The sequence below is a fragment of the Halomonas sp. AOP22-C1-8 genome (assembly GCF_052378905.1).
Classification (GTDB): Bacteria; Pseudomonadota; Gammaproteobacteria; order Pseudomonadales; family Halomonadaceae; genus Vreelandella; species Vreelandella citrativorans.
Window position 1 is genome coordinate 121,184 of sequence record NZ_JBQSYD010000007.1, and the last position, 15,763, is coordinate 136,946.

The 15,763-nt window shown below is 51.7% G+C and carries 16 protein-coding genes; all 16 read left to right on the top strand.

The features are described from left to right. Positions 1–2: 2 nt before the first annotated feature. The 16 genes from ACT3TY_RS06000 (at position 3) to ACT3TY_RS06075 (ending at position 15,594) form a co-directional block, all read left to right on the top strand. Positions 3–1,370: a DUF4123 domain-containing protein gene (locus ACT3TY_RS06000; protein WP_444627636.1), complete on the top strand. Its 1,368-nt coding sequence runs from the start codon at positions 3–5 to the stop codon at positions 1,368–1,370. Then, positions 1,367–3,283, top strand: a complete 1,917-nt coding sequence (locus tag ACT3TY_RS06005; RefSeq protein WP_444627637.1) for a hypothetical protein — start codon at positions 1,367–1,369, stop codon at positions 3,281–3,283. The genes ACT3TY_RS06000 and ACT3TY_RS06005 overlap by 4 nt, the downstream gene beginning before the upstream one ends. Positions 3,284–3,338: 55 nt before the next feature. Further along, a complete protein-coding gene (locus ACT3TY_RS06010; protein ID WP_444627638.1) occupies positions 3,339–4,331 on the top strand; it encodes a hypothetical protein in 993 nt (330 codons plus the stop codon). Further along, on the top strand, positions 4,328–4,591 hold the full coding sequence (locus ACT3TY_RS06015) for a PAAR domain-containing protein (protein ID WP_444627640.1): 264 nt from the start codon (positions 4,328–4,330) through the stop codon (positions 4,589–4,591). Before ACT3TY_RS06010 ends, ACT3TY_RS06015 begins: the two co-directional genes overlap by 4 nt. Before the next feature lie 43 nt (positions 4,592–4,634). Beyond that, on the top strand, positions 4,635–5,549 hold the full coding sequence (locus ACT3TY_RS06020; protein ID WP_444627642.1) for a hypothetical protein: 915 nt from the start codon (positions 4,635–4,637) through the stop codon (positions 5,547–5,549). Beyond that, entirely contained in the window at positions 5,524–5,808 is a 285-nt protein-coding gene (locus ACT3TY_RS06025; RefSeq protein ID WP_444627643.1) for a PAAR domain-containing protein, read from the top strand. Before ACT3TY_RS06020 ends, ACT3TY_RS06025 begins: the two co-directional genes overlap by 26 nt. A 399-nt stretch (positions 5,809–6,207) precedes the next feature. Further along, positions 6,208–7,173, top strand: a complete 966-nt coding sequence (locus ACT3TY_RS06030) for a hypothetical protein (protein ID WP_444627644.1) — start codon at positions 6,208–6,210, stop codon at positions 7,171–7,173. Beyond that, on the top strand, positions 7,170–7,433 hold the full coding sequence (locus ACT3TY_RS06035; protein WP_444627645.1) for a PAAR domain-containing protein: 264 nt from the start codon (positions 7,170–7,172) through the stop codon (positions 7,431–7,433). Before ACT3TY_RS06030 ends, ACT3TY_RS06035 begins: the two co-directional genes overlap by 4 nt. 191 nt (positions 7,434–7,624) lie before the next feature. Beyond that, positions 7,625–8,533, top strand: coding sequence for a DUF4123 domain-containing protein (locus ACT3TY_RS06040; protein ID WP_444627646.1), 909 nt, complete (start codon positions 7,625–7,627; stop codon positions 8,531–8,533). Next, entirely contained in the window at positions 8,530–10,389 is a 1,860-nt protein-coding gene (locus ACT3TY_RS06045) for a hypothetical protein (RefSeq protein ID WP_444627648.1), read from the top strand. The genes ACT3TY_RS06040 and ACT3TY_RS06045 overlap by 4 nt, the downstream gene beginning before the upstream one ends. Positions 10,390–10,439: 50 nt before the next feature. Beyond that, entirely contained in the window at positions 10,440–11,405 is a 966-nt protein-coding gene (locus ACT3TY_RS06050) for a hypothetical protein (protein WP_140398965.1), read from the top strand. After that, a complete protein-coding gene (locus ACT3TY_RS06055) occupies positions 11,402–11,665 on the top strand; it encodes a PAAR domain-containing protein (RefSeq protein WP_441677938.1) in 264 nt (87 codons plus the stop codon). The genes ACT3TY_RS06050 and ACT3TY_RS06055 overlap by 4 nt, the downstream gene beginning before the upstream one ends. A gap of 37 nt (positions 11,666–11,702) precedes the next feature. Continuing rightward, positions 11,703–12,782: a hypothetical protein gene (locus ACT3TY_RS06060; RefSeq protein WP_444627649.1), complete on the top strand. Its 1,080-nt coding sequence runs from the start codon at positions 11,703–11,705 to the stop codon at positions 12,780–12,782. Positions 12,783–12,875: 93 nt separating this feature from the next. Then, a complete protein-coding gene (locus ACT3TY_RS06065; protein WP_441677942.1) occupies positions 12,876–13,025 on the top strand; it encodes a hypothetical protein in 150 nt (49 codons plus the stop codon). A gap of 128 nt (positions 13,026–13,153) precedes the next feature. Further along, entirely contained in the window at positions 13,154–14,071 is a 918-nt protein-coding gene (locus ACT3TY_RS06070; RefSeq protein WP_444627650.1) for a hypothetical protein, read from the top strand. 771 nt (positions 14,072–14,842) lie between these two features. Beyond that, positions 14,843–15,594 (top strand): IS5 family transposase gene (locus ACT3TY_RS06075; protein WP_193054704.1). Its coding sequence is split into 2 segments (ribosomal slippage): positions 14,843–15,071 and positions 15,071–15,594, totalling 753 coding nucleotides; the frame shifts between segments, so codons are not numbered across the junction. Positions 15,595–15,763: the final 169 nt, after the last annotated feature.

Genomic DNA, 15,763 nt, shown 5'->3' on the forward strand with positions numbered 1-15,763 from the left:
GCATGGCAACATCTGACTACTGGGTAGCGCGCTGCCATGTCATGGCCCACACCCCCAGCGCCCGGCGCTGGGAAGAAGACACCGATGAAGCCATCACGGTCGCCGCAGTCCTGGCCAGCAGTGAAGACGAGGTAAGAGCGCGCCTACAACAGCAGTGCCATCAAGACGGCCTGGGACTGGTGCGCCTGGAGGCCATTGAAACACTGCTTGAGCGTTGCCGCCGGGAAGGCCTGGTGCAAACACTGGTTGAATTGGCGCACACGACGTCAACGAAATACCCGGTCGCCTACGGCGACATGGTGCCTCTGTTGCCAGAAAAGCCGCCCGAACCGCAAAACGATCAGCCGGCGATTCCTCCGGTCATCTACCAGGAAACGACCTGGCAAGCGCTGTTTGCACGGAACCAACCGCCGCTCTGGGCAGTCATTGACGGCGTCAACTGCCGGGAAGCCATGGCGCGTTTGGGCCAGACCGACGCCCAGCACGCCTGCCTTTACGCCACCACCGACACCGCCACCCAGGCCAGTGCCCCGTGGCTTGTACGCCTGGAAGCCGACAGCGACATTCGGACCTGGCTTGAAAACCTGCCCCAGGATCAGCACTGGGGCGTGCTGTTTCACTCCCGTGCCACGCTCAAGCAACTGCGCACGCACCTGCGCAAGTTCACCATGCTCTGGACCCCGGCCAACGACCAGGCCCCGGTGTACTTCCGCTTCTACGACCCCCGTGTGGCCCTGGATATGAGCCAGGCGCTCGAGCCCTGGAAGCTGGCGGCCTTTATGGCGCCGCTGGAAGCCGTCTTTATTCCCGCTTCCCCGCTGATGGTGTTTCCGGCTGAGTTAACGTTAATCCCCTCCATCGCGCTGGAGGCGCCCGTTCAGCAGGTACAGGGTCGACTGCTGACGATCTCGCTCAGCGATGACGCCCGTGACGCGCGAGGGCAGGGGCGGCAGTTTGCCATCGGCCAGAAAGAGTTTGTGTGGTTTGGTGGCCTGATGCAGCAACGGGCGCAGGCGGCCCTGGCGCTTTCGATGACCCCACAGTATCCCCAGAAAACGGCCCAGCAGTTGCTGTCTGCCGTTCACACCGCGATGCAGTTGGGACAGCGTTACGGCCTCGCCTCAAAAAAACAGACCCGCACCCTGGCGAAGTGCGTGATCGCGTTTGGCGACACCTTTCCCACCCATCAAACCGAAGCACAGCAAATACTTGAAAACCCCACCATGGCCGCCTGGCGCAAGCGTGACCGCCTGGAAGCCTGGTTTCCCCGAGGGCGTATTCAGCAGGCTCTGCTGGCGAAATATGCCGACAAGGAAAGTGATATGCAACACGACAATTTTCGGCCCATCGTTAGCGGGGAGTGGTCATGAGTTATCAGCCGACCTATGAGGACGCTCTCTACCTACTGAATGAAGAGTGGGAAGCGTTTGGTAACGCCGCTGAAGGCACGCTGCGCTCACTTTATTGGTCACAGCAAAACGGTGAGCCAATAGATGAAGGGGCGGTCGCGAATCGCGTTTATCAAGCTTATCTCGACAGTGGTGCCGAACCGCTGACCGAAAGCCCAATTTCATATTTTAGCAATGACTCTACGGAAGAGAGTGGCCCGGATACGGCATTTGCTGAACCTTGTGTTCAATGCCAACAGGATGCTGGATGCTGCCTTAAGGCCGGGAGCGTCAGTGACAAGGAGGATAGTTCACGCAAGGTTGAATGGCCCGCAGTTGACGGAGCAATGACACTGCTCGTCGTCGCAAGGCCTCAAGGAAATGCTGTTACAGGCCAGTTAATGGCTAATGTAGAAGTCCTATGGGAAGGTGAAACGAGTTGCCAAAACGGCCGCACGGACGATGTTCCCTGTATAGGGGCTTATGTAAACACTGGTGGTGCTGGCGGACTTGGAGATGGGATACAAAAGCTTACCGACCAAAAGGTAGATGTTCCTATTATTTACAACCAGCCGACTCAGTTGGCGGGAAGTCTTAACGATTTTATTCCCTTCGATATCACTCTGGGCTTCGTGGCCTTTGATGCGGTAATTGGCAACCGTATTTTGAGCGATCAAGGCGGAGAGGCCAACTTTCTACCGATGCAATGTTTGCCTGGCAAGGATATCAGCCACTCCCTGAAGGTCGTTGCTTATCCTTATATGAAGTTAGAAGGCAACGTTACTCTGGCCGTAGAAACCATCCTCATGACGAGTGAGGTGTCAGCGAAAGTATCCGCAACAGGGACGCTTTCGGGGCAGTACGGTCGGCATACACTGGAGTGGTCAAGAAGCGCCGAGGCCGCCGGTGGCGAGACCAAAAGCATCCCACGCCAAAACGATGCGCCTGGCCTCATCGGTATTATGGTCGACACCATACAGAAGATTAACCGCTACTTTTCCCTGGGGGCGCCCAGCGAAACGGTCGAGTACGATCGCTCCTCTATTGGCTCTGGCGTCATCATCAGTAAATCGTTGTCGTTTAAGCCTTCCGGGTTTGAGTTAGTACCGGTGCCAAACAGCCCGGATCTACAGCTCAATATCGGTAGTATGGAATCGGTTCTCAGCCTGGGAGTGACCGGCAGAATCGACTTGATTGAAGTGATTGCCTCAATTGCCCTAACCCCCGCAGGTGCCAATCGAATTCAGGATGCACGTGCTCGCATAAAAGCCGGCGAGAAAGTAAACGCGACTATCGAAGGTTATCTTCAGTTGAGTGCCACAGGATCGTTGCAGCATACCTTGGGCAAGGACGGTATGGTTTCCTACCGCATTCCAGCCTCTGGTGAAGGTATGGGGTTTAACGCCCATGATATAACCAGCGATTTCAAAGGCACATTGCAAATTCTCGGCTTGGCCGAAATAAAGCTCCATGTCGAAGGCAGTGTGTTTATGGTGAGAGCACAAGCGGGCGTGCGCGGTTCTATCCATACCTCCTGGATGTGGGAGGTACAGAATAACGACGAAGGCCAGCGGATGAAGCGCTATACCTTTGAAGGCGTTAGGGTCAGCGGCGAGGCTTATGCGGAGATTACTTCGAGGAGAAGACGGGGTGGTGCTGATGAGGTGGGGTATAAGGCAGAAGGGAGCCTTGAGTTAGTAGCGGGGGAAGAAAGAGAAAGTCTCTCAGAACAAGTGGACTCTTCGATTGATGCATCCAATACGAATGCAGCCAGGATGTCTAATTCAGTGCGTAATAGACCATTGAATACAGAAAGAATAGCCGAGATTGAAGGAGATGAAGGTGATGGAAAGACAATTTGGCCCAAGGAAGAGGGTACGTGGGTACCTTTCTAAAGCCTTACTAAGCTGGGGGCTTTTTTTATGCTTATTGATGTTTCAGGAGCTAGCCATGGCACAGCCAATTGATCGCCAGTACTGGGTAAATATTCATACCCAGGGGGCAGCGTGGGCGTTAAGAATTAATGACATAAATGTACAGTCTCATAGTACGACGGAACAGTACTCCATCTCATACCCCATTAGCGTTAATTTACAAGAAGGCGCCAATACGGTTTCCTTTATTTATGCGCCGATACTGGGAGATGAGACCACAGGGGAGTCAAAACGTGACCCTGAAACAGGTGAGTTAATGCAGGGGCCTAAATCGACGTTTTGGGTCAACGTCACCATTGAGGCTATTAACATCCGTACTCAAGAGAAGGAGGGGATTCATACGTTGCAGCTACGCTACGATATGGAGACGGGTGAGTTGATAGATTTCCCCAAAAACCCTGCCAACGTTATCGGCGAGACGACACATCAGAGCGAACACTTGCGTACTCGAGGGGAGTTTCAGGTGAACTCACCGGATCGCCTAGTAGTTAGTAATGGGGAAAGCCTCGAGGCTGAGCGGATTGATATGAACTTTCGTTTGCTGGATACCATTCCTGATTTTCACTGGGTGAATGATGCGACGCCGTTGCAAGACACCCCACGGCTACGCCATGAGTTACGTCAAGCCTATCAGCGCTTGCACGGCCTATTTGAAGAAGGTAATTCAGACGCTATTGTGCGTGAATTTGAACCTGTCTGGGAGCGCGCTGGGTTATTGATGGCAGGAGGAAAGAGCGCAAGAGATTATATTGAATCGATGCCTATCGGCTCACAGTTAGTAGGTATCCACCAAGAGCCTGACGGCCCCCGTCTCCAGCCTTTGGATTTTGCTGATACCCCGGCTGAGGATAGTTTAGAGTTTATGGGCGAGGGTCGCTTAGTGCGCATTGTGCCTAGCCCTATTTATTGGGCCTATCCCAACCAACCAGATAAAGAAGAGGATGTAATGCCAATGGTGTTTTATCGCACCTCTTCGGGAGAGTGGCGCGTAGCGGATGTTGACTCGTGAAACCCGTTGCACGCAAAGGCGACCTCCACCGTTGCCCCATCCCCGGCCACGGCACCACTGAAATCGTTTCCGGTTCGCCCTCTCAAGTAGAGGGCCAGCCCGTGGCGCGGGTGGGCGATAAAACTGGCTGCGGCGCGACCATCATTCAGGGCTCAAGCCACTCCCATCACGATGGCCGCCCCACGGCGTATCTTGGCTGCAAGACGGATCATGGCGGCGAGATTATCACCGCCTCGAGTAGTGCCAAGATAGCGCCTTAACTAATGAATACCAGCGTTGAAGATAATCAGGAGAGCCAGCCGTATGATCAGACCACTCATCCACTGTTGGCCTTTGCTGGCGATGTTGATAAGCCTGCCCACCATGGCGCAGGAAGTTGATTATCAATTTGGAGTGCGCTGGAGTGTGAATGGCCTGGCATCCTCAGTCGATATACAGGACATTATGCTCGACTTTAAAGGCGTGCCGAGCGAGCAAAATACCATGCTGCCCATAACCGAGTACGTTAAAACTGGAAGCAACGCGCTACAGTTTTATGCTTGGCCAGTGCCATCTGCTGAACCATTTGAAGAGCAGCACGAGCTTCGCCTTGCCGTCGAGTACTGGGAGCCCGGTGACAATCCCAATATTGATGCAAAAACGGCATTTGAAGTGGTGATGATGCCCGGTGTAGAAGACGCCACGCCTGAAATTGTATCGACAAATTCGTATGCTCCGGTGCAGCCACGAGAAAGTGATATTAACTGGGATCAAGACAATTTCAGGTTAACGGTGCCCTTTAACAATCGCCAACCAATGCCCACCTGGTGCTGGGAGGAGGGTGATGTACTTCAGGACAACGATGCCACTAGAGATAGCCTGACCCGCGAATATCGTCGCCTACATGCCCTGTTTGCAGCGGGCGATAACGAGGCTTTGCTGAACGCTGCCTCCACAAGAACCCAAGAGCTGGCCATTGCCTCAAATACACCGGAAGAGTACGTACGCCATCGGTTCAGCTACGATATGTACTTTGATAACCCGGATGTGTACCAGTTAGACGACTTACCCGATCATCCAATGACACTGAACTTGGCAGCAGGTAATCGTGTCGCCTGGTTAACGGAGGAAGGTGTCAATCAACCACTGCGCTTTAAGAATATTACACAAGAAGGTCGTTCGGCATTTATTAGCATCTACTTCATCCGCCGCGATGGCCATTGGGAAATCTGCCGATGAACCCGTAGCCCGCCAAGGCGATCTGCACAGCTGCCCCATCCCCGGCCACGGCACCACCGAAATTGTCTCCGGTTCGCCCTCTCACGTTGAGGGCCAGCCCGTGGCGCGGGTGGGCGATAAAACCGGCTGCGGCGCGACCATTATCGAAGGTTCCAGCCACTCCAACCATGATGGCCGCCCCACGGCGTATCTAGGCTGCAAGACGGATCATGGCGGTGAGATTATTACCGCTTCGAGCAGTGCCAACGTCGAGCCTTAGATATTAGCGCTTGCCTACCTAAACATGTTTTTTAGAAGGCGTGTTTTAAAGAGCGGTTTTATAGGAGATACCGTGTTATTTACAATACTTAATCACGCAAGAGCGGTACGCGATCGGTGGTACTGAGATGATGATAGTGATTTCCATGGCAACACGATACTCGATTAGAGGGTGTTGCACTTAGTTATTGAGCGCGCAGGTTGAAGATCTATTTGAAAATGCTGAAAAGCATATCAAGGACTCAAGAGAAAAGGCAGAAGTAATAGCGCAACAACGCGAGGAACTTCCTCCTGGAAGAGATACTTACCTTATCTGGGAACCCAAGGAGCCCCAATGGCAAGCTTACTAAGTCGTTTTTTAATGTTAATTATTATTACTATACTTTGGCAAGGAAAGGTCATGGCCGATAATTTCGAGAACCGCTATAACGCTCATATTCATACCGAAGGCAGCGCTTGGTCCTTACGTATTAACGATGTGTTTGTACGCAATAATGATGAAGTGGCCTACGCTGACGCCTCCCCCAATATTGGATTACATTTACGCGAGGGGGAAAACACGCTATCGCTACTGTTTTCACCTGTAACGGGTCAGGATTCTGAAACAGGTGAATATAATTATTCTTTGCACGATGGTGTCTCAATCGATATCGCTATCAGTCGCAACCAATGGACAACAGGCGAACGCGAGCGTATTCACCTTGTGCGCATGCGTTATAACGAAGAGGAAGGTCAATTCGAACATTTGGAAAATACAGCAGGTGGTGAGGAGCGGGTACTAAACCAGCCGCATCTTCGTAGTGATGGCCGGCCTCAATTATCCGAGTTCGAAAACATCATCTTTGGTGGAGGCTGGACACTGGATGGTTACCGGCTGGACGTTACCTTTACTGTCAATGACCCTATACCCTCTGCTCACTGGGAAGGAGACGCAATTGAACTTGAAGATACGCCCGAACTGCGCCGTGAACTGCGTGAAGCCTATCAAAATATCCACGCAATGATTGATCGCAACGATACAGAAGCTATTTTCCGGGAGATTGAGCCCGTTTGGGCGCGTACAGCGTACATGCTCACTGAGAGAGAGTCTGCAAGAGACTTCATTGAAAATACTCAAAATGGACTTGCCGCTTTTGAAAGGGTGCCACCCAGCGGTGAAGAACTTTTACCTCTTTATTGGGAGGATAATACGCAGGATGACCAGGTAGAGTTCATGGCGAATAACCGATTGGTGCGTATTCGCCCTACTCCCATTTTGTGGGAACATCCCCCCGCCGGTAGTAAGCGTTATGCCAGCTTTCCTGTGGTGTTTTATAAGTCGAAAAGTGGTGAGTGGCGAGTAGCCAGAATATTGGTGGATTTATGAAACCCGTAGCCCGCCAAGGCGACCTGCATCGTTGCCCCATTCATGGCCACGGCACCACCGAAATCGTCTCCGGTTCGCCCTCTAAAGTAGAGGGCCAGCCCGTAGCGCGGGTGGGCGATAAAACCGGCTGTGGCGCGACCATTATCGAAGGTTCCAGCCACTCCCATCACGATGGCCGTCCCACGGCGTACCTTGGCTGTAAGACGGATCATGGCGGTGAGATTATTACCGCCTCAAGCAGTGCCAACGTCGAGCCTTGAACCCTGGCGTTGGCCTTGCCCTAAACCGCGTGTAGGCCAGCGGCTGGTACACACCAATCACACCGAGCAGATCGATGGCGAGTACGGACTAACGGTCGGCGGCAGTTACGGTAATCCCGCCATTTATAACCGGGGCGATTACCAGAGCACGCCTGCAGCAGTGCCATCAGGACGGCCTGGGGCTGGTGCGTTTGGGCCAGACCGACGCCCAGCACGCCTGCCTTTACGCCACCACCGACACCGCCACCCAGGCCAGTGCCCCGTGGCTTGTACGCCTGGAAGCCGACAGCGACATTCGGACCTGGCTTGAAAACCTGCCCCAGGATCAGCACTGGGGCGTGCTGTTTCACTCCCGTGCCACGCTCAAGCAACTGCGCACGCACCTGCGCAAGTTCACCATGCTCTGGACCCCGGCCAACGACCAGGCCCCGGTGTACTTCCGCTTCTACGACCCCCGCGTTGCCCTGGACATGAGCCAAGCGCTCGAGCCCTGGAAGCTGGCCGCCTTTATGGCGCCGCTGGAAGCCGTCTTTATTCCTGCTTCCCCGCTGATGGTGTTTCCGCCAGCGCTGACGTTAATCCCCTCCATCGCGCTGGAGACGCCCGCTCAGCAGGTACAGGATAGATTGCTGATGATCTCGCTCAGCGATGACGCCCGCGACGCGCGAGGGCAGGTACGGCAGTTTGCCATCGGCCAGGAAGAGTTTGCGCGATTTGGCCGCTTATTGAGTGTTCGCGCTAAGCGGAATATAGCGAATGAAATGAGCGCGCAATTTGCTACCCACTCCCCTGAGCAGCTATTGGTCGCTATTGAGAGTGCAACAAAGCTAGGCGGAAAGTATGGTCTTACCTCTAGAAAGCAGATTAAAACCCTTGCTCAATGTGTTCTTTATTTTGGTGATGATTTTGACGAGCGCTATCCAGCGGTATCTCGGACTCTGAGTAATACGCGCTTATTAACTTGGCAGAAACGACAGTTTATTGACGAATGGTTCTTCCGAATGCAGCTCCAGACTGATTTTAAAGAACGCATTACGGCTACGCATGAGAGAGACATCACATGGCGTAAAGAAGACCTACGGAAAGGAACAAGCCAATGAGTTACTTAGCCACACCTGACGATCTTATATATATACTGGCGACAGATGGTGATCGCTTCTCTGCTGAAGAGCGCCGCGTTCTTGAAGATCAAATTAGTCACTCCGTGGATCTTCGAGATGATGACGATTCAGCTCCCGCTGGATGCCCGGTAATGCGTTCTTGGGCAAATCGTTGGGTAGAGCTCGGTGGCAATGAAGGGCAACCTCTTACCAGTAGTGTATTACCGCCTGTGCCCAGTGATGGCAAAACAATGGACCCAGACTTTGCCGCTATTTGTGTAGAGTGCCGCTCCAACGAACCGTGCTGCTTCATTAACGGCACAGTTTCAGATAGTAGCGACGACTCACGTAAAATAACCTGGCCCCCAGAGCGTATAGCAGGTGGCCCTGAACCTATTTATGCAACCAGGTTACTTGTCATTGCCAAGGAAATGGAAGGAGCATATCTAACCGCCAATGTGAAAACCGAGTGGGGAGGACAGCGTTGCCAAGTAGGTCACTTGAACCGTCCACGGTTAGAAACAACAGGGCTGGTAGATGGTCGCCAGCGCATTGAGGAACAGCAAGCTGAAGTAGCGATGGGCTATTACCAATATATAAACACGACAATGGCCTTGAAGAAGTACGTGCCTGAAAATGTACTGAACGCACTGTTTGCCATGGATGCAATGCTCGCCATCGCCTCCACACTAAAGGGAAGCGAAGGGGCATCGTTTACTCCAACGCAGTGCCTTACGGATCCTGCCATGGGAATGGCTTTACAAGTGATTCCAGTGCCCTATGTCAGTCTGAAGGGCAAACTGGAGCTGGCGAGCCACATAGGGTTTACCACCGCCGGGGTGACAGCCTCTGCTGAGGCAAGGGGAGATTTAACCGGCAAGTTCGCCTCGTATGAGATTTCAGCGGAAGGAACAGCCGGTGGTTCAGCGAATACGGGACAAGCTGCGGATCGTGAAAGTACGGCTCCCGGTCTGGTCGGCATGATGGCACGCATCATTGGTACGCTGGATCACTACGTATCAGAAGGCAATGAGCAACGCCAACCACTGGATCGAACCAAGTATGCCTCGGGTGTGCGCCTCACCAAGTCACTGACTCTGGAGTCAGAAGGGATTGAACTCGAGGCGAAAACCAGCTCGCCAGACCTGCAATTTTCCATTGCCAGTCTGTCGACGGTATTCAGTATTGGCGTTTCCGGAAAGCTCGATTTTATAGACGCGCTAGCCATGGCGTTCTCAGGGCCTGGGCATAAAGCCATTCAAGAAGCGCGCGCTCGTATGGCCGCCGGCGAGCATATTTCTGCCACGCTGGACGCTTATCTGGAAATGGCTGCTACAGGGAGCCTGACTCACTCCATCGATAGCGGTGCCAGTATCACCATTCCCGCGAATGGCAGTCTGGAGGGAGCGAATGAAGCCATCCAGCAAGAGATTGGCGGAAAGATAGAGATCAAAGCGCGAGCTGAGCTCGCTATTGAAGTCGAAGCTGAAGCATGGATATTTAGTGCACGAGCAGGGGCTAGTGGCTCTCTACATACTTCCTGGTGCTGGGCGGTGGAGAAAAGAGATGGCGAGCGCCAGCGTAGTTATGAATTTGAGGGAGTGGTGCTAACGCTGAGAGCATATGTAGAAATTGAGATAGACAATAGTGACGACGATAATGTTGAGCAAAAAGGGCCAGACCTAAGCGGTATAGCAGAGGTGCAGATTACCGATCTATTTAAACATGCTGAAGAGCATATCAATGATTCAAGAGAAAAGGCAGAAGAAATAGCGCGACAACGTGAAGATCCTCCTCAGGGGAGGGGAACTTATATTATCTGGGAACCCAAGGAGCCCCAATGGCAAGCTTATTAAGTCGTTTTTTTATATTGACCTTTATTACTATTATTTGGCAAGGATATGTCATGGCTGACAATTTCGAAAATCGCTATAACGCTTATATACATACCGAGGGCAGTGCCTGGTCTTTACGTATTAATGATATTTTTGTACGTAACAATGACAAGGTCGCTTACTCTGATGCCTCTCCCAATATTGGCATGCATTTGCGTGAAGGCGAGAACACGCTATCGCTACTTTTTTCACCTGTAACGGGACAGGATGCTGAAACAGGTGAATATAATTACTCTTTACATGATGGTGTTTTAATTGATATCGCCCTTGGTCGCAACCAATGGACAACAGGCGAACGCGAGCGTATTCACCTGGTGCGCATGCGTTATAACGAAGAAGAAGGTCAATTCGAACACTTGGAAAATACAGCGGGCGGGGAGGAGCAGGTATTAAACCAGCCACATCTTCGTAGTGATGGTCGTCCTCAATTGTCCGAGTTTGAAAACATCATTTTTGGTGGAGGGTGGACACTGGATGGCTACCGGCTGGATATTACCTTTACTGTCGATGACCCTATACCCTCGGCTCATTGGGAAAAAGACGCAATTGAGCTTGAAGATACGCCCGAACTGCGCCGTGAGCTGCGTGAAGCCTATCAAAATATCCACGGAATGATTGATCGCAACGATGCAGAAGCCATTTTTCGTGAGGTAGAGCCCGTTTGGGGGCGCACGGCATATATGCTCACTGAACGAGAATCTGCAAGAGCCTTCATTGAAAATACCCACAATGGATTGGCCGCTTTTAAAAGAGTGCGGCCCGATGGTGAAGAACTTTTACCACTTTACTGGGAAGATAACCCGCAAGATGATCAAGTAGAGTTTATGGCGAATAACCGATTGGTACGTATTCGCCCTACCCCCATTTTGTGGGAGCACCCCCCGAGTGGCAGCAAGCGTTACGCTAGCTTCCCGGTGGTGTTTTACAAGTCTAAAGGCGGCGAATGGCGAGTAGCCAGAATACTGGTGGATATATGAAACCCGTAGCCCGCAAAGGCGACCTGCACAGTTGCCCCATCCCTGGCCACGGTACCACCGAAATCGTCTCCGGTTCGCCCTCTAAAGTAGAGGGCCAGCCCGTAGCGCGGGTGGGCGATGAAACCGGCTGCGGTGCGACCATTATCGAAGGCTCAAGCCACTCCCATCACGATGGCCGCCCCACGGCTTATCTTGGCTGCAAGACGGATCATGGCGGTGAGATTATTACAGCTTCAAGTATCGCCAAGGTTCAGCCCTAACCTTATGGGGAATGATAACTATACAAGGAGAGAGGTCGTGAAAGGAGTCGTTGGGCGGTTAGTGGCAAACGCATCATATGGAAAATACAGTGCTTTGGCTATCGCTTGGCTTGCCATCGCTTGCTTAGTCAGTTTATCGACCAGCGCCATGGCGCAGCCAATTGACCGCCAGTACTGGGTTGATATTCATACCCAAGGTGCCGCGTGGACGTTAAGAATTAATGATATAAATGTGCTCTCTCATAAATTGACAGAGCAATACTCTATTTCGTACCCAATTAGCACAAGCCTAAGGGAAGGACAAAATACGGTGTCGCTTATTTATGCACCGTTACTAGAGCAAGATCCTGAAACAGGCGAGTTTATCCAAGGGCCTAAACCAACCTTCTATGTCGATGTCTCCATTGAGGCGATCAATACTAGCACCCAGCAGAAGGAGCTAATTAATACACTGCAATTGCGTTACGATATGGATACTGGGGAGCTGGTAGATTTCCCCAATAATCCTGCCAATGCTCTTGGCGAGACGATACACCAGAGCGAACATCTGCGTACCCGTGGGGAGTTTCAGATTAATTCGCCAAGCAGATTAGTCGTGGATAATGGTGATTTACTGGCGGCGGAACGAGTAGATATGAACTTCCGTTTGCTGGATACCATTCCCGATTTTCACTGGGTGAACGATGCCACGCCACTGCAAGATACCCCTCGGTTACGGCACGAGTTACGCCAAGCCTATGAGCGTCTGCATCGCCTATTTGAAGAAGGTAATACAGACGCGATAGTACGCGAATTTGAGCCGGTTTGGGATCGGGCTGGTTTGCTGATGGCCGGAGGAAAGAGCGCCAGGGATTACATTGAATCACTGCCTGTTGGCTCACAACTAGTTGGATTGCATCAGGAGCCGAATGGTCCAGTTTTACAACCATTGGACATTGCTAATGATCCAGCAGACGATAGTTTAGAGTTTATGGGAGATGGGCGCCTTGTGCGTATTTTACCCAGTCCGATTTATTGGTCTTATCCCGGGCAGCCAGATAAAGAAGAAACGGCTATCCCTATGTTGTTTTATCGTACATCAGCAGGCGAGTGGCGTATTGCGGCGGTTGCTTCATGAAACCTGTTGCGCGTAAAGGCGATTTGCACAGTTGCCCCATCCCCGGCCACGGCACCACCGAAATCGTCTCCGGTTCGCCAGCCCGTGGCGCGGGTGGGGGATAAAACCGGCTGCGGCGCGACCATCATCGAAGGCTCCAGCCACTCCCATCACGATGGGCGCCCCACGGCATATCTTGGCTGCAAGACGGATCATGGCGGTGAGATTATCACCGCCTCGAGTAGTGCCAATGTCGAGCCGTAATGCCAACGGGATGTTTTAAGGCTCAAGGACGCTTAATCCGTTCTTAAGCGTTACCCATCACGTCATGGCACGGTTTGAATGATGTTCAGTCGTGCCAACATTTAATCAAACAGTATGGATTGTGAACCATGAAACAATGGATTGTTGCTCCTTTTTTGTTGGTAGTCGTGATGGGGAAGGTATTGGCTGGTCCTTCGGAAATACCTCAATCAGGCGTCTATGCCGTGGACTCGATAGAAGCGGTAGAAGCGAACCTTATGGCGGATTCCATGTTGCCCGAGATTGAAGCGAGCATGGAGCGCGCCTGGGCCAGGTTTGATCGCGAAAGCCGCACAGCTGAGATCTATATGGAAGCGCAGGAAGCGCCTCTACATTACGATTTCGATTTCGAGACCAACCAGGCGACAAGCCCGGACAACCCTACTGCTGGGCTTCGGCTCGAAACGCCCGAACAGTTTGTGATGATTCATGGCGTGCCGTTTGAAATCGCTTTCACCTTCCAGCAGATAGATGAGGAAGGGCCTGAGTTTGCCGCTTTGCAATCGGCCAGGGATGAATGGTTGGAGAACAAACAGGCGGCTGTAGATGAGCAGGGGGCAGGTCTAGCCGAGCTTTTCGATGTCGAACCTCTTTCGCCTGATGTGTCCGACTGGGTAGATTGGTACGTACCTTACGTATTCGATGTGCCGATTAATTGGAATGATCAAGACGTCAAGCTTTCCAAGCCTGATTTATTCGCGTCGGAAGGGCTGCTGTTCTCTACCGATTTCGGGGTGCCAACGCTTTTGATCGGGCAGTTGGTGGCTGATGCTGACGCCTTTCGGAAAAGCGTTATCGCGTCTGACGATGTTCAGGAAACAATTGAACTGGAAGCACCGGACCGGTCGCTGACTATTTTCATGAATCAGGATGGCAATCTCGGGCTTGTCGGGATTATACCCAATGATCAAGAAGCCACGAGCTTCTGGTTAATGGAGCCCAGTGATTTTTTGGTGACAGAAGATATCAAGAGATTCATTGCAATGTTTTATACCATCCGTACGTGAGATTCTCAGGCATAAGAGCATGCTTCGCTCACTGACCCATACTATCCCTAACGTGAGAAAAAACGCTATACGTTAATTCCAGGCGGGGCTATCCATGTGCTAGGTGTTCTTGTAATGGAGCGAAAACATCAAAACGAGACCATTTAAAGTGGCATTTCTCCAGGCTGTACAACGATTGCAGCTTGGAGTAGTACTTTTAGTAAGCCGGCCTACGAAGATAAGCTAGATGGGAAATATAATTCATTTCAAGGCTGTTTGAATAGAAAGGATACTTGTTGATCCGTGTTGCTCGCTACAGTGGCCCGCGCTGCTATCTACCCTTTAACCTCGAAATGATTTTCATCGCACTGACTTATGATGTTAATCCAAGCGTGCTTTTTGTATCAGCATTTAAAGTGAGAGCAGTTAATGATTGAGTTTTTAAATGTTAAGAAAGGGTATGGCGTTTTTTTATATTTGGGCATGTGCTTTTTGGATCGGCATACGTTTGCTTTTTAGTATTGTGATGATTCCTTTGTATGATTATGGGCGCAGTGTTTCCTGGGATGAAGTGCCGGCTGTTATTTTGGAAAAAGTATGGTGAAGGTGCCAGGGAGAAAGCGGCATTCATCGCCAAACTATAGAGCTGAGGTCAGCTATGCGTATACATTCGAGGGGAGTCGGTACGTCAGTAATAAAGTTAGGGCGTGTCCTCATTTTGAAAGAAAGGCTGTCCCTCATTGATTTTCTGTGGGGTTATGCGACTCTTCTTAACAGAGGGGGAGTACAGCCATGACACGATATGTTTTGACCGATGACATTTGGGAACAGCTTCAAGTCACCATGAAAGCAAAGGGTTGCCACCGCTGGCCCAATGATCGAAATGTGATGGAAGCAATACTCTGGAAACTCCGAACCGGCGCTCCCTGGCGCGATGTTCCAAGTGAGTTTTGCCCCTGGAAAACGGCCTATAATCGCTTCAACCGCTGGGCCACCAAAGGACTGTGGGAGCAATTTTTTTTGAGCTACGAGGCGAAATTGATACGGAGTGGGTATTCGCCGACGGAAGTTACCTCCGCGCTCACCAGCATGCGAGTGGAGCTCGGCATGGAGAAGAGCGGGCCATTGGAAAATCACGAGGAGGAGCTACCACCAAACTTCATATGCTCGCCGATGCGCATGGAAATCCGGTCGATTTTGAAGTCACTGGGGGTAACGTCCACGACGCCACGGTTGCAGAGCACCTCATAAAGAAGGTCGATCAAGCCGACCACTTCATTGCTGACAAGGGCTATGATTCAGAGGGCATCCGTGACCATGCTAGGGCAGGGGGCATCAACCCGATCATCCCCAAAAGATCAAACAACAGGACGCCAAATCCGGAGTTTGATGCCTTTCTCTACAGGCATCGCCATTTGGTAGAAAACCTCTTTGCTCGGCTGAAGCACTTTCGCAGCATTGCCACTCGCTTTGAGAAGCTGGCACGAAATTTCAAATCCATGGTTTACCTGGCGTGCACCTTCATTTGGTTGAAAATGAAATGAGGACACGCCCTAGTAACTATGACAATATTTTTAGCTAATGACCCCAACTGGCTTGACCGCGAGCTTGAGTACACTAGCCGGGGCGCGAATACGTTCACTGCTTGGGTTAATTCCTCAAACCCCAGCGACTCTTATCTTGTGAGAAGTGTTTGGAAGGGAACTACGTTTC

What these genes read in the sequence shown, in the direction of transcription:
- ACT3TY_RS06000 (WP_444627636.1), top strand. Translation starts at nt 3, where the DNA reads ATGGCAACATCTGACTACTGGGTAGCGCGCTGCCATGTCATGGCCCAC.
- ACT3TY_RS06005 (WP_444627637.1), top strand. Translation starts at nt 1,367, where the DNA reads ATGAGTTATCAGCCGACCTATGAGGACGCTCTCTACCTACTGAATGAA.
- ACT3TY_RS06010 (WP_444627638.1), top strand. Translation starts at nt 3,339, where the DNA reads ATGGCACAGCCAATTGATCGCCAGTACTGGGTAAATATTCATACCCAG.
- ACT3TY_RS06020 (WP_444627642.1), top strand. Translation starts at nt 4,635, where the DNA reads ATGATCAGACCACTCATCCACTGTTGGCCTTTGCTGGCGATGTTGATA.
- ACT3TY_RS06025 (WP_444627643.1), top strand. Translation starts at nt 5,524, where the DNA reads ATGGCCATTGGGAAATCTGCCGATGAACCCGTAGCCCGCCAAGGCGAT.
- ACT3TY_RS06030 (WP_444627644.1), top strand. Translation starts at nt 6,208, where the DNA reads ATGGCCGATAATTTCGAGAACCGCTATAACGCTCATATTCATACCGAA.
- ACT3TY_RS06035 (WP_444627645.1), top strand. Translation starts at nt 7,170, where the DNA reads ATGAAACCCGTAGCCCGCCAAGGCGACCTGCATCGTTGCCCCATTCAT.
- ACT3TY_RS06045 (WP_444627648.1), top strand. Translation starts at nt 8,530, where the DNA reads ATGAGTTACTTAGCCACACCTGACGATCTTATATATATACTGGCGACA.
- ACT3TY_RS06050 (WP_140398965.1), top strand. Translation starts at nt 10,440, where the DNA reads ATGGCTGACAATTTCGAAAATCGCTATAACGCTTATATACATACCGAG.
- ACT3TY_RS06055 (WP_441677938.1), top strand. Translation starts at nt 11,402, where the DNA reads ATGAAACCCGTAGCCCGCAAAGGCGACCTGCACAGTTGCCCCATCCCT.
- ACT3TY_RS06070 (WP_444627650.1), top strand. Translation starts at nt 13,154, where the DNA reads ATGAAACAATGGATTGTTGCTCCTTTTTTGTTGGTAGTCGTGATGGGG.